General features: G+C 64.7%; 14 protein-coding genes. 7 read left to right on the top strand and 7 right to left on the bottom strand.

The window, feature by feature from the left end; all coding sequences use genetic code 11:
• Nucleotides 1-247 precede the first annotated feature (247 nt).
• The 3 genes from HAP47_RS03485 (at nucleotide 248) to HAP47_RS41515 (ending at nucleotide 3,252) form a co-directional block, all read left to right on the top strand.
• Nucleotides 248-1,996, top strand: a complete 1,749-nt coding sequence (locus HAP47_RS03485; RefSeq protein WP_173639428.1) for a flavin-containing monooxygenase — start codon at nucleotides 248-250, stop codon at nucleotides 1,994-1,996.
• Nucleotides 1,997-2,078: 82 nt separating this feature from the next.
• Nucleotides 2,079-3,023 carry a metallophosphoesterase gene (locus HAP47_RS03480; protein ID WP_173639429.1) on the top strand — a complete coding sequence of 315 codons (945 nt, stop codon included), beginning with the start codon at nucleotides 2,079-2,081 and terminating at the stop codon, nucleotides 3,021-3,023.
• Complete coding sequence (locus HAP47_RS41515; RefSeq protein WP_371821735.1) at nucleotides 2,914-3,252, top strand: DUF2690 domain-containing protein; 339 nt, start codon at nucleotides 2,914-2,916, stop codon at nucleotides 3,250-3,252. The genes HAP47_RS03480 and HAP47_RS41515 overlap by 110 nt, the downstream gene beginning before the upstream one ends.
• Here HAP47_RS41515 and HAP47_RS03475 read toward each other — a convergent pair.
• The 3 genes from HAP47_RS03475 to HAP47_RS03465 all read right to left on the bottom strand — a co-directional run bounded on the left by HAP47_RS03475 (nucleotide 3,203) and on the right by HAP47_RS03465 (nucleotide 6,301).
• Nucleotides 3,203-4,468, bottom strand: a complete 1,266-nt coding sequence (locus tag HAP47_RS03475; RefSeq protein WP_173639430.1) for a S1C family serine protease — start codon at nucleotides 4,466-4,468, stop codon at nucleotides 3,203-3,205. The genes HAP47_RS41515 and HAP47_RS03475 overlap by 50 nt on opposite strands.
• 204 nt (nucleotides 4,469-4,672) lie before the next feature.
• Nucleotides 4,673-4,918 (bottom strand): hypothetical protein, encoded by a 246-nt coding sequence (locus HAP47_RS03470; RefSeq protein ID WP_231169057.1) that lies wholly within the window; start codon nucleotides 4,916-4,918, stop codon nucleotides 4,673-4,675.
• A 369-nt stretch (nucleotides 4,919-5,287) separates the two neighbouring features.
• Nucleotides 5,288-6,301: a 1-aminocyclopropane-1-carboxylate deaminase gene (locus tag HAP47_RS03465; RefSeq protein ID WP_173639431.1), complete on the bottom strand. Its 1,014-nt coding sequence runs from the start codon at nucleotides 6,299-6,301 to the stop codon at nucleotides 5,288-5,290.
• 161 nt (nucleotides 6,302-6,462) lie between these two features.
• Here HAP47_RS03465 and HAP47_RS03460 point away from each other — a divergent pair, with 161 nt between their 5' ends.
• Complete coding sequence (locus HAP47_RS03460) at nucleotides 6,463-6,927, top strand: Lrp/AsnC family transcriptional regulator (RefSeq protein ID WP_173639432.1); 465 nt, start codon at nucleotides 6,463-6,465, stop codon at nucleotides 6,925-6,927.
• A 20-nt stretch (nucleotides 6,928-6,947) separates the two neighbouring features.
• Here the strand turns inward: HAP47_RS03460 and HAP47_RS03455 are convergent, their stop codons facing one another.
• On the bottom strand, nucleotides 6,948-7,190 hold the full coding sequence (locus tag HAP47_RS03455; protein ID WP_173639433.1) for a hypothetical protein: 243 nt from the start codon (nucleotides 7,188-7,190) through the stop codon (nucleotides 6,948-6,950).
• 296 nt (nucleotides 7,191-7,486) lie between these two features.
• Here HAP47_RS03455 and HAP47_RS03450 point away from each other — a divergent pair, with 296 nt between their 5' ends.
• The 3 genes from HAP47_RS03450 (at nucleotide 7,487) to HAP47_RS03440 (ending at nucleotide 10,072) form a co-directional block, all read left to right on the top strand.
• A complete protein-coding gene (locus tag HAP47_RS03450; RefSeq protein WP_092122331.1) occupies nucleotides 7,487-7,693 on the top strand; it encodes a hypothetical protein in 207 nt (68 codons plus the stop codon).
• Between the two features lie 316 nt (nucleotides 7,694-8,009).
• Nucleotides 8,010-9,158 carry a LysM peptidoglycan-binding domain-containing protein gene (locus tag HAP47_RS03445; RefSeq protein ID WP_173639434.1) on the top strand — a complete coding sequence of 383 codons (1,149 nt, stop codon included), beginning with the start codon at nucleotides 8,010-8,012 and terminating at the stop codon, nucleotides 9,156-9,158.
• A 110-nt stretch (nucleotides 9,159-9,268) separates the two neighbouring features.
• A complete protein-coding gene (locus HAP47_RS03440) occupies nucleotides 9,269-10,072 on the top strand; it encodes an NAD-dependent protein deacetylase (RefSeq protein WP_173639435.1) in 804 nt (267 codons plus the stop codon).
• A 15-nt stretch (nucleotides 10,073-10,087) separates the two neighbouring features.
• Here the strand turns inward: HAP47_RS03440 and HAP47_RS03435 are convergent, their stop codons facing one another.
• Genes HAP47_RS03435 through minD form a run of 3 tightly spaced genes read right to left on the bottom strand, consistent with a single transcriptional unit; the run spans nucleotide 10,088 to nucleotide 11,474 of the window.
• A complete protein-coding gene (locus HAP47_RS03435) occupies nucleotides 10,088-10,384 on the bottom strand; it encodes a hypothetical protein (RefSeq protein WP_092122321.1) in 297 nt (98 codons plus the stop codon).
• On the bottom strand, nucleotides 10,381-10,659 hold the full coding sequence (minE, locus tag HAP47_RS03430) for a cell division topological specificity factor MinE (RefSeq protein ID WP_171948207.1): 279 nt from the start codon (nucleotides 10,657-10,659) through the stop codon (nucleotides 10,381-10,383). Before minE ends, HAP47_RS03435 begins: the two co-directional genes overlap by 4 nt.
• The gene (gene minD, locus HAP47_RS03425; RefSeq protein ID WP_173639436.1) at nucleotides 10,659-11,474 is read right to left on the bottom strand and encodes a septum site-determining protein MinD; all 816 of its coding nucleotides are present in this window, start codon (nucleotides 11,472-11,474) and stop codon (nucleotides 10,659-10,661) included. The genes minE and minD overlap by 1 nt, the downstream gene beginning before the upstream one ends.
• Nucleotides 11,475-11,494 lie beyond the last annotated feature (20 nt).

The raw sequence follows: 11,494 nt of genomic DNA, 5'->3' as shown, positions 1-11,494 counted from the left end.
CCAAGCGTACCGCATTGACTGCGGTCGCAAGCTCCGCAGGGGCCGCCCACCTCCACGCAATCCTCGGCTGCATCGTCCCAACCTGCTCCGGATACCGCAGCGATCGGCGCCCAGGCATAGGAGCCATACCCGGCGGGGCAACGCATGCGCTTGCGGGCCGCGCCGCCCTCGCCCTAATCTTTCGATCGTCGCGTCCAACGAGGCGTGGCCAAAGACATAACGACAAGAGATAGGGAAGAGACGGGCCATGGCTCAGAAGAGCACCGCGCGCAAGGCTGCGCGCCCTGCCGAAAGTGGAACGTTCGACGCCGTCGTGATCGGCGCCGGGTTTGCCGGCATGTACATGCTGCATCGGCTGCGCGGGCTCGGCTTCACCGCGCGGGTCTACGAGGCCGGCGGCGGCGTCGGCGGCACCTGGTACTGGAATCGCTATCCCGGTGCGCGCTGCGATGTCGAGAGCCTGCAATACTCCTTCTCGTTCTCCGAGGAACTCGATCAGGACTGGAGCTGGTCGGAGAAATATTCTCCGCAGCCCGAAATTCTCGCTTACGCCAACCACGTCGCCGACCGCCTCGACCTGCGCAGCCAGATCGTGTTCGACACCCGCGTCACCGCGGCGACCTTTGACGAGAAGGCAGGCAGCTGGTCGATCGAAACCGACCGCGGCGACAAGGTCACCGCCAAGTTCTGCATCATGGCAGTCGGCTGCCTGTCGGCGCCGAACCGACCCGCTTTCACCGGGATGGCGGATTTCCGCGGGCCGATCTATCACACCGGCGAATGGCCGCATGAGGGTGTCGACTTCACCGGCCTGCGCGTCGGCGTCATCGGCACCGGCTCGTCCGCGATCCAGTCGATCCCGATTATCGCGCAGCAGGCGTCCGAGCTCACCGTGTTCCAACGCACCGCGACCTGGTCGGTCCCGGCGTGGAACGAGCGGCTGTCGGCGGAGTATCTCAAGGAAGCCAAGGCGCATTATCCGGAGCTGCGCGCGAAAGCGCGAGCGCGCCCGACCGGCTTCTACTTTCAGTTCAACGCCCAGCCCGCATTGCAGGCAAGCGAGCACGAACGCGAGCGTCTTTATGAGGAAGCCTGGCAACGCGGCGGCCTGCCCTTCCTCGGCGCGTTCGGTGACCTCTTGTTCGAGAAGGCCGCCAACGACACCATCGCCGATTTCGCGCGCGAGAAAATCCGCGGCATCGTCAAGGATCCCGCCACCGCCGAGCTGCTGTGCCCTCGAAACGTGTTCGGCTGCAAGCGGCTCTGCGTCGATACCAACTACTTCGAGACCTACAATCTGCCGCATGTGAAACTGGTCGACGTGTCGAACACACCGATCGAGCGCATCACCACCGACGGCGTCGTGGTCGACGGCACCGAATACAAGTTCGATGCGATCGTCTCCGCCACCGGCTTTGCCGCCATGACGGGCTCGTTCGACAAGATCGCAATCACCGGCCGCGGCGGGCAGACGCTCGCCGAAAAATGGCAAGCCGGCCCGCGGGCCTATCTCGGCCTTGCCTCGGAGGGATTTCCGAACCTGTTCATGATCACCGGGCCCGGCAGCCCATCGGTGCTCGCGAGCATGATCCAGGCGATCGAGCAGCATGTCGACTGGCTGGCGGATTGCCTTGGCCACATGCGCGACATCGGCGCCGGCACGATCGAGGCGGTCCAGGAGGATGAGGACGCCTGGGTCGCCCATGTCAACGACGTCTCCACGGTCTCGCTGCGCTCGACCTGCAGCTCCTGGTATGTCGGCGCCAACATCCCGGGCCGTCCCCGCGTGTTCATGCCCTATATCGGCGGCTTCCCGATCTATGTGCAGAAGTGCAATGAGGTGATGAATTCGGGCTATGACGGCTTCGTGCTGCAGGGTGGGCGCAAAGGCAACGCGCCGCCGCAGGTCCGCTTCACCGAGCGCTGGCAGGTGCCGCTCGACATCGAGGTGATCTCGCCGGCCGCGGTCGCCGCCAAGCGCGTCCCCGTGGTCTGAACCTCAGCCGTATCGCCGCCGGGATTGCGCATGATAGTGTCGCGCCGGCCCGCGTTTCGCATCGCGGGCCGCACGGGGGACGATGGCCGACACGGCATTGCAGGGATTGGTCGAGCGGATCGGCGCGGATCACGTCGTGCGCCGGCTTGGAATCGAGGCCGCGCATGAGAGGCAGCTGTTCGGCCAGGGCACACTCGTGTTCAACGTCGAGAACTGGAAGCTGGCGCCATGGGTCGTCGAGACTGCGCTCAAGCTGGCCGGCCTCCATGGCCGCGCGCGCCGCAACGCCGACCGGGTCGAGGCACGGCGCAACCTGGTGACGTCGGCGCGCCTGCCGGCGGCGTTTGACGGCTTCACCATCCTTCATCTCAGCGATCTCCACGCCGACATCAGCCAGGGAGCGATGCGGCATCTGGCGGACATCGTCCGCTATGTCGCCTGCGACATCTGCGTCCTGACCGGCGATTATCGCGGCAAGACGTTTGGACCGTTCGAGACCAGCCTCGCGCTGATGAAGGATCTGTGCGCGCGGATCAAGCTGCCGCTCTACGGCATCCTCGGCAATCACGACAGCATCCGCATGACGCCGGCGCTGGAGGCGATGGGCATCAGGATGCTGTTCAACGAGCAGGAGCCGATCACGCGCGATGGCGCGACGATCCATCTCGCCGGCATCGACGATGCGCATTTCTATCGCACCGACGACATTGCAAAGTCTGCCGCGGCGATCCCGCGCGATGCGTTCTCGATCCTGCTTGCGCATACGCCGGAATCCTATCGCGAGGCGGCAGCGGCCGGCTTCGACCTGATGCTGAGCGGCCATACCCATGGCGGCCAGCTCTGCCTGCCCGGCGGCATCGCGATCAAGCTGGAGGCGCGGCTGCCGCGCAGGATGGGCCGGGGCGCCTGGCGGTTCGGTGAACTTGCCGGCTACACATCGGCCGGCGCCGGCACCAGCCTTGCGCCGGTGCGGCTCAACTGCCCGGCCGAGATCACCGTGCATACGCTGCGGCGGCTCGACCGCTGAACTCGGATACTCCGCCTGTACGTCGCAGGCGTGGGCGCAGGTGCGCATTGCCAAAATATCGAAAACAACCCCATGCAAAGCAGCCGGCGGCTGCCCGGACTCAGCAGGGAAAGACATGTGGCCGATAGCCATATACGATCGCCCTGCCGTAAAGACGGGAAGATGGGGTAGTGGACGTCTCAATTTCCCCGTTTCGCGTTCGCGCTCTGGTCGTTCACCGTGCAGGTGATCAACAGCGTGTAGCCGCGCGCATCCTTGGCGATATCGGACGTCTCCTTCTTGGTCCCGTCGCGCCATTCGGCGGTCCGGTACATCACCGCGCTGTTGTCGAGGAAGTCGCGCAGCGCGCCGGTCTTGATGGCGAAGTTGATGTTTTCCGGGATCGATCCCGTGGCCCGCGCCATCCTGACCGCGTCGAGCTTAGCGGCCACCACGCCGACCACGGCGCCGCCGAGATCGAACAGCGGCCCGCCGCTGTTGCCGGGCTGTACCGCGGCGCTGATCTGCAGATGACGCGTGTCGTTGAGGATGCCGCTCAGCGAAGAAACGATGCCTGTGGTCACGGTGAAATCGGATGTCAGCAGGCCATGATAGGGGTAGCCGATCGCCACCACTCCGTCGCCAACCCGAATCGAGTTCTGCCGGATGCTCGCGACATCCTTGAACGGGGACGGCGCCTGCAGCAGCGCGAGATCATTGGTCTCGTCGTCGGACACCAACCGCAATTTGACTGCCGCCGCACCGCTCAGATTGCCCGTGATCTCGCTGCAACCATCGACGACATGATGGTTGGTGACGACGTGGCCGCTATCGCTGACGACGAAGCCGGTGCCGGTGCCTGATCTCGCCTGCTTCGCGGGCGGCGCGTTGGGTGCAGCAGCCTGCTGCGGCGGCGCAGCCGCAGGCTTTGTCGCGACCGCGAACTCGCCGGCGTTGGAGACGCCGTTCTTCTTCACAGAGACCACGCAGTTGAGCAGCGCCGGCAGCAATTGCGCGGTCTGATTGAGGTTGAACTGAAACAACTGTCCCTGCGCGAACGCCGTCATCTGGCGCGCCTTGCGGAACTGATTGATCAGCGCCGAATTCACCGGCATCTCGACATTCACGAGCTTCTCGCCGAGCGGCATGCCGTAGACATTGAACGCGGGCTGGCCGTCAAAGGTCAGCGCAAGCGGAAAGGCTTCGCCCGGCGTCAAACGCCAGCTGTCATGAGCCAAGCCCAGCCGCCAGCTGCCATTCGCGGCAACCGCCACCATGAAGAAGATGCCGCTCTGGTATGTGCTCCCCGCCGAGCAATGCGTGAACGCACCGCTCTTGTCGTCGGTAAAGGCGCCGCCCTTCCAATTGCCGACCGTGATCGAACCATAGGGACCGCGGGCGCTCGATGGAGTTGCGGACGCAAACAGCCACGCGGCCACAACGGCCGCCCAGATCGCAACTCTCATGACATTCACTCCCCAGCCACAACCCCTTATAGGAGGCAGAGAAATTCATCCGCAAGTGGTGCGCGGCTTGGCCCTTGCTCCAGCGGCCACGCAATACCGCCGCGGATGAGCGATCGCCACACCCTCAGGTTACAGATGGCATGTTCCTCTTATGTTCCGAAGATGTCAACCTGGACATAGTCCGGCCGACCTGACAGGCGGACGCTATTGCGGCTCCCGAACCGAAGACTGCGCCGGCGGATTTGGATCGTTGAACCAGTAGCGGGATGCGAAGGCATGCGCGCCGACGCCGATCAGGAAGATACCGGCATACAGCTCGATCTCGCTGTTCATCGCCGGCAGGCGAGCATGCGGCGCATGACCATGGCTCTGGTAAGCCCAAAACCAATGCCCCACCGCGACGATGCCGACGCCGAGCGCGGCGATGGCTCGGCCAGCCGCATTCATCATCCTCACGCGAAGGTCTCCCGACTCGCCCGGCACGACGAAAATACCGGGCGAAGCTTACGCGGACCTGACGTGTGAGCAGTGCCGTAGCCCGGATGGAGCCAACGGGTCGCGCAAACGCGCGCCCGATGACAGGCTCCGCACCATCCGGGACGGTCTTTCCGCGGAGGGTGCTGCCTTCTCCTTCCCCCTGAAAGGGAGAGGGTCGGGATGGGGGTCAGCCGCAGGCGATGCTGCAAGCGGAGAAAGCAGATCCCCACCCGCTTTGCTCTGGGGAGCAAAGCGACCTCCCCTTTTCAAGGGGAGGTTTGGAGCAGCGTCGCCTGGAGTTCGCTTCCGTCCGGCCTATGAAACTACAAGGCGTGCCCCGCCTCAGCCGTTCCTGAATGCGTAGGCGTAGCCGTTGAGCGCCGGCGCACCGCCGAGATGGGCGTAGAGCACCTTCGAACCGGCCGGGAAGAAACCCTTCTGCACCAGATCGATCATGCCCTGCATCGACTTCCCCTCATAGACGGGGTCGGTGATCATGCCTTCCAGCCGCGCGCTGAGGCGGATCGCCGCCTTGGTCTCCTCCGACGGCACGCCGTAGGCGGGATAGGCGTAGTCCTCGATCAGCACGACATCATCCTCGACGATGTCGCGGCCGAGCTCGACCAGACCAGCGGTGTTCTGCGCGATCGACAGCACCTGCGCCTTGGTCTGCGCGGGCGTGAACGAACCGTCGATGCCGATCACGTTGCGCGCGCGCCCGTCGGCGGCGAAGCCGACCAGCATGCCAGCATGAGTCGAGCCGGTCACCGTGCAGACGATGATGTAGTCGAACTTGACGCCGAGCTGGCGCTCCTGCGCGCGCACCTCTTCGGCGAAGCCGACATAGCCGAGCCCGCCATATTTGTGCACGGAGGCGCCCGCGGGAATCGCGTAGGGCTTGCCGCCCGCAGCCTTCACTTCCTCGATCGCCTGCTCCCAGCTCTTGCGAATGCCGATATCGAAACCTTCGTCGACCAGGCGCACATCCGCGCCCATCACGCGCGAGAGCAGGATGTTGCCGACGCGGTCATAGACTGCGTCCTCATGCGGCACCCAGCTTTCCTGCACCAGCCGGCACTTCATGCCGATCTTGGCCGCGACCGCTGCTACCATGCGGGTGTGGTTGGACTGCACGCCGCCGATCGACACCAGCGTGTCGGCGTTGGAGGCGATCGCGTCGGGGATGATGTATTCGAGCTTGCGCAGCTTGTTGCCGCCGAAGGCGAGCCCGGAATTGCAATCCTCGCGCTTGGCATAGAGCTCGACCTTGCCGCCGAGATGCTTTGACAGCCGATCGAGCTTCTCGATGGCGGTCGGCCCGAAGGTGAGCGGATAGCGCGCGAACTTCTCCAGCATACTGGCATCCTCTTTGGTGGTCTGGAACGGCGCCCAGAACTATCACTGCAGCTGCGAAAGGTGCTCTCTAAGTCAGGCCGCCTGATCGCCAAAGATTGCTGAATTTTCACCAAATGATATGTTTTCTCTCACATTACCGACTATCAGTGAGAGATTCTTCCATGTCCGCCCGACTCGACCGTATCGACCTCAAGATATTGAGATTGCTGCAAAAAAACGGCCGACTCAGCAACGCCGAGCTGGCCGATCAGGTCGGCGTCAGCCCCGCCACCTGCCATCGCCGGACCCAGGCGCTGTTCGACGAGGGCTATGTCAGCGGCGTCCGCGCCATTGTGGCGCCGCGCAAGGTCGGCAAGGGCGCGCTGGTGATGGTCGGCGTCGTGCTCGACCGCTCGACGCCGGAGAGCTTTGCGAGCTTCGAGCAGGCGGTGGCGAAGCTGAAGTTCGTGCTCGACTGTCACCTCGTCGCCGGCGACTTCGATTATTTCCTCAAGATCCGCGTCGGCGACATGGAGGACTTCAACCGCATCCATGGCGACCAGCTGATCGCGCTGCCCGGTGTGCGGCAGACCCGCACCTTCTTCGTGATGAAGGAGGTGGTGGACAATGCGGAGCTGGAGTTCTGAGCTGCGGCTCCGCTCGGTACCTACTTGGAAGCTTTGGCGATCTTGTGCGCGAGATGGCCGGTCTGATGATCTCTGCGGAGTTGGCTCAGCGAGGTCTCGTTCAGCGCAGCCAGGACATCGCTCAGCTTCTCGGTTTCGGGATAACCCGCCGCGAAACTTGGCCCGTAAATCTTGCGCAAGGTGCGGAGCAGCGTGTTTCCGTGCTTGCCGCTGATTTCACCGTCCTTGTTGGGATGCCGGTGGTCGAGACCTGCCTTGCTCATGTTGCTCTCCCTTATACCATTGGCTGGCAGCATCTGCCTGCGGAGATCAAATGGCAATTGAGGCCGCAAAACGGCCGGGAACCCACACTGCGCTCTCACCCATCCTTGGTCGAAGGCGAGTATTCGGTGGCTATTTGCGGCGTATTCGGTCAATGTAACCAACGTGCTCCTGCGGACTCCGGAGAGGCCTGACGCGGCTCTCGAAGCAGTAAGTCGCGTCCATACGGGAAGCCACAGCTCCATTGCGTCACAATACAGTCCCGCGTGAGAGCACCCCCAACTGCAGAGGTGGACAGATGTCATATGCCTACAAGCTGAATGAAGACGTTCACCACCGGGCCCAGGGGCCGCAAGGTCGCGCCGAGGCCGATGAGCCGGCGGTCTACACCATCATTCAACGCATGCCGATCGAAGCAGACGGGCGGCTTCGATACCGGATCAGGAGCAAGGCAGGCAATATCGAGCGCGTGGTGACGGAAGAACAGCTGACGTACTCGCAATAGGCAACGCGCCGCCGTCGAAGATCGGCGCAAGCCCCCTGTCGCGCGTGAGCAAGCGTGCAGCGAAAATTGCACCCGTAAGTCTGAGCAGGAAATCAACCCGGCCACTGTTGTTGTGCGCGCCACCGGTGGCGGACCACGCGGCGCCGGAGTTCTGAGCCAGGCGCGATCTCCAACAGCTGTTGCGTCGGCAGCCTGCCCGAGAGGAGTAGTCCTTTCATTCGACTTGATGGGTCGCGCAAATCGGCGCAGTCTCTCCCGGACTCCCCACAGGGCCGCAGGGTCGCGCGCGCGGATGCGCGGGTCGATTCATCCGGGGATGACAGTCATGAACGTCACGGCGATAAGACTGGCCATACCGTTGCTGGCACTTGCGGCCGGCGGCGCAGCTGCGTTAATCTTCGGCATCCACCAAACCCAACAGATCCTGGGCGTGAACTCGCGCTTGATGGCGACGGCGCCATCCGCGCCCGCGCAAGACCAGGACAAGACTGCGCTGGCAAAGGCGCAGACCGAGACCGCGGCGCTGGCCAACACGTTGGCAGGACCGTCGCCAACACCGGACAGCAACGCGGTGCCGGAGTTCGACGTCGTCAACATCGAGCCGACCGGTGAGACCGTTGTCGCCGGCCGGGCGCTCCCTGGCGCGACGGTGGAATTGCTGCGCAATGGCGAGGTGCACGATCGCGCCGTGGCGGACAAGTCCGGCCAGTTCGTCATGGTGCCGCGCCCGCTTCCGCCGGGAAACTATGACCTCACCCTGCGCATCACGCATGACGGCAAGCCAGTGACGTCCAAGCAGAGTGTGGCAGTGGCGCTCGACGCTGCGGCTAGCGAGCGGCCGATGGTGGCGCTGATGGCGCCGGACAAGCCGATCCGGGTGCTGTCGCAACCCGCGGCCACGGCGCTGGCGGCCGGGAAGGTGGCTGTCGAGGCCGTCGAGACCGAACCCGGCGGCAAGCTCCATGTCAGCGCTCAGGCAACTCCCGGCGCGACCGTCAGGCTCTATCTCAACGACAGTCTGATCACATCCGCCACCGCCGACGCGGCGGGGCACCTCTCGGTCACGATCAACAAGGGCGTAACGACCGGCGATTATCGGATCCGGCTTGACGACTTCGACCTTGGCTCCGGCAAGGTCCGCGCGCGTGCCGAAGTGCCGTTCAACGTTCCAGACACGACGACGACCGCATCGATCCCGGCGCCTGCGGCTGCGTCCGGCCGTACGGATGGGACCACGGCGCAGCTCGCGGCGGCAACCACCATCGCATTGAGCTCACCCTCCGCCGTGATCGTGCCGAAGATCACCACGACCACCGTCGCCCGCGGCGACAGCCTGTGGCGGATCAGCCAGCGCGCATTGGGCGCCGGCCAGCGCTACGCGGTGATCTATCGGGCCAACATGCAGCAGATCCGCAATCCCAATTTGATCTATCCCGGCCAGGTGTTCGTCCTGCCGGCTCGGTAAGGCCGACATTCCGCCATCGGTCACCTGCCGCAGGGCCACCCCGGTTGTTGCCGTCCTTGGCGGTGTGGCAGGTCTGGCGCCCGCGCGCGCGCCACACTAGATCTGCTGCCATGCAGCACCCCGCCCTTGAGGATTTCGTCGCCGGCCATCAGCGCCTGTTTGTCCTGACCGGGGCCGGCTGCAGCACCAATTCCGGCATTCCCGACTATCGCGACAGCGATGGCAACTGGAAGCGGACGCGGCCGGTGACGATCCAGGCATTTCTGGGTGAGGCGGCGACGCGCCAGCGCTACTGGGCGCGCAGCATGGTCGGCTGGCGGCGGTTCGGCCGCGCGACGCCGAATGGTGCGCATCGCGCCCTGGCGAGGCTCGAACAACAAGGCCGCTGCGAGCTGCTCTTGACGCAGAATGTCGACCGCCTTCACCAGGCCGCGGGCAGCCAGCGCGTGATCGACCTGCACGGCCGGCTCGATGTGGTGCGCTGCCTCGGTTGCGGCGCGACGACGCCGCGCGAGCAATTTCAGGGCGAGCTGGCAAGGCTGAATCCCACCTGGCTCACCCTCGATGCCACTGACGCGCCCGACGGCGATGCCGATCTGGAACAGGATTTTTCGCCGTTCGTGGTACCGGCCTGCGAGGCCTGCGGCGGCGTGCTGAAACCCGACGTGGTGTTCTTCGGCGAGAACGTGCCGCGCGACACGGTCGCGTCGGCGCAGGCGCATCTCGAACAGGCCGACGCTCTGTTGATCGTCGGCTCCTCGCTGATGGTCTATTCCGGGTTTCGCTTCGTCCGGATGGCGGAGCAGCGCGGCTTGTCGATCGCCGCGGTCAATCTCGGCCGCACCCGTGCCGACGAGCTGCTCACACTCAAGATCGAGGACCAGTGCGAGACAGCGCTGGCGTTCTTGCTATAGGCCAGCGCCGTTCGCTCACGCGCGATGACGCTGCGACTTGGCCATCGGCATGTTGGCGTTCCAGTGCGTCCAGCTGACGCTGGCAAGGCTGCCCCGATCCGTTGCCAACGGACGACGCGTGCGGCGCTCGTACTCGGCGATGCAGCGGCCGGATTCGCCGATCTTGCGCTGCAATTCGTCGATTGTCATCTGCGTCGCGCGGCCGCAGTTGGCCTTGCCGAGCTGATCGACCTCGATCGCCTTCAACGCCGCACGCAGCTTCTTCAGCTGCGCGCGCTGCCAGGCGATGTGGCTGTTGCTGTCTGCTGTCATGTGGCCGCCACCATCTTCGATCGTTGCACGCCGTTGGGAACCTCGATGTCGACTTCGAGCATCGAGACGAACTTGCCCCGGTCCATCCGGACCACGACCTTGTCGGGATCGACGTCGATATGCTTGGAGACCACGCCCAGGATTTCCGAGCGGAGCATCTCCAGAAGGTCCGGCGTGCCGGTCCGGCCGCGCTCATGCGAGAGCAGGATCTGCAGCCGCTCCCGCGCGACGGGCGCCGATGCAGAGCGGCCGCCGAACAGCCGCATTACGTTCATCATGCCGCCCTCCGTCGCAGCAACCGGTCCATCAGCCCCTTGCGCTCGACCGGCACAATCATCTCGACCGCCTCGCCCATCAGACGGCGCACCGCATCGGTATAGGCTCGCGCCGGCGCGCTGCCTGCCGCGTTCAGCGTGACCGGGCAGCCGACATTGGAGGCGCGCAGCACGTCCTGGCTTTCCGGGACGATGCCGAGCAGCGGCGTGGCAAGGATCTCCAGGATATCGTCGATCGACAGCATCTCGCCGCGCGCGGCGCGGGCGCTGTCATAGCGGGTGACCAGCAGATGCTTCTCGACCCGCTCACCGCGCTCGGCGCGGGCCGTTTTGGAATCCAGCATGCCGATGATGCGGTCGGAATCGCGCACCGACGAAACTTCCGGATTTGTGACGATGATGGCCTCGTCGGCGTAGCGCATCGCGAGCGTCGCGCCGCGTTCGATGCCGGCCGGGCTGTCGCACAGGATCCAGTCGAACTTGGTTTTGAGGTCGGCGATCACCCGCTTGACGCCTTCTTCGGTCAGCGCATCCTTGTCGCGGGTTTGCGACGCCGGCAGCAGCCAGAGATTTTCCAGCCGCTTGTCGCGGATCAGGGCCTGCGGCAGTTTGGCGACGCCCTGCACCACGTTGATGAGGTCGAACACGACCCGCCGTTCCGCGCCCATCACCAGATCGAGATTACGCAGGCCGACGTCGAAATCGATGACGACGACGTTCTGGCCCATTTGCGCGAGCGCCGCGCCAAGCGCGGCGGTGGAGGTCGTCTTGCCGACCCCGCCCTTCCCAGACGTCACGACCAATACCTTGGCCATTCTCTCTCTCCTTGTGGTCG

The organism is Bradyrhizobium sp. 41S5 (assembly GCF_011516665.3).
GTDB lineage: Bacteria > Pseudomonadota > Alphaproteobacteria > Rhizobiales > Xanthobacteraceae > Bradyrhizobium > Bradyrhizobium quebecense.
Note: the sequence above shows the minus strand (reverse complement) of the source record. Positions and strands in the feature narration are given on the sequence as shown.

Coding starts and splice junctions, on each gene's coding strand:
- HAP47_RS03485 (WP_173639428.1), top strand. CDS start 248: ATGGCTCAGAAGAGCACCGCGCGCAAGGCTGCGCGCCCTGCCGAAAGT.
- HAP47_RS03480 (WP_173639429.1), top strand. CDS start 2,079: ATGGCCGACACGGCATTGCAGGGATTGGTCGAGCGGATCGGCGCGGAT.
- HAP47_RS03475 (WP_173639430.1), bottom strand. CDS start 4,468: ATGAGAGTTGCGATCTGGGCGGCCGTTGTGGCCGCGTGGCTGTTTGCG.
- HAP47_RS03470 (WP_231169057.1), bottom strand. CDS start 4,918: ATGATGAATGCGGCTGGCCGAGCCATCGCCGCGCTCGGCGTCGGCATC.
- HAP47_RS03465 (WP_173639431.1), bottom strand. CDS start 6,301: ATGCTGGAGAAGTTCGCGCGCTATCCGCTCACCTTCGGGCCGACCGCC.
- HAP47_RS03460 (WP_173639432.1), top strand. CDS start 6,463: ATGTCCGCCCGACTCGACCGTATCGACCTCAAGATATTGAGATTGCTG.
- HAP47_RS03455 (WP_173639433.1), bottom strand. CDS start 7,190: ATGAGCAAGGCAGGTCTCGACCACCGGCATCCCAACAAGGACGGTGAA.
- HAP47_RS03450 (WP_092122331.1), top strand. CDS start 7,487: ATGTCATATGCCTACAAGCTGAATGAAGACGTTCACCACCGGGCCCAG.
- HAP47_RS03445 (WP_173639434.1), top strand. CDS start 8,010: ATGACAGTCATGAACGTCACGGCGATAAGACTGGCCATACCGTTGCTG.
- HAP47_RS03440 (WP_173639435.1), top strand. CDS start 9,269: ATGCAGCACCCCGCCCTTGAGGATTTCGTCGCCGGCCATCAGCGCCTG.
- HAP47_RS03435 (WP_092122321.1), bottom strand. CDS start 10,384: ATGACAGCAGACAGCAACAGCCACATCGCCTGGCAGCGCGCGCAGCTG.
- minE (WP_171948207.1), bottom strand. CDS start 10,659: ATGAACGTAATGCGGCTGTTCGGCGGCCGCTCTGCATCGGCGCCCGTC.
- minD (WP_173639436.1), bottom strand. CDS start 11,474: ATGGCCAAGGTATTGGTCGTGACGTCTGGGAAGGGCGGGGTCGGCAAG.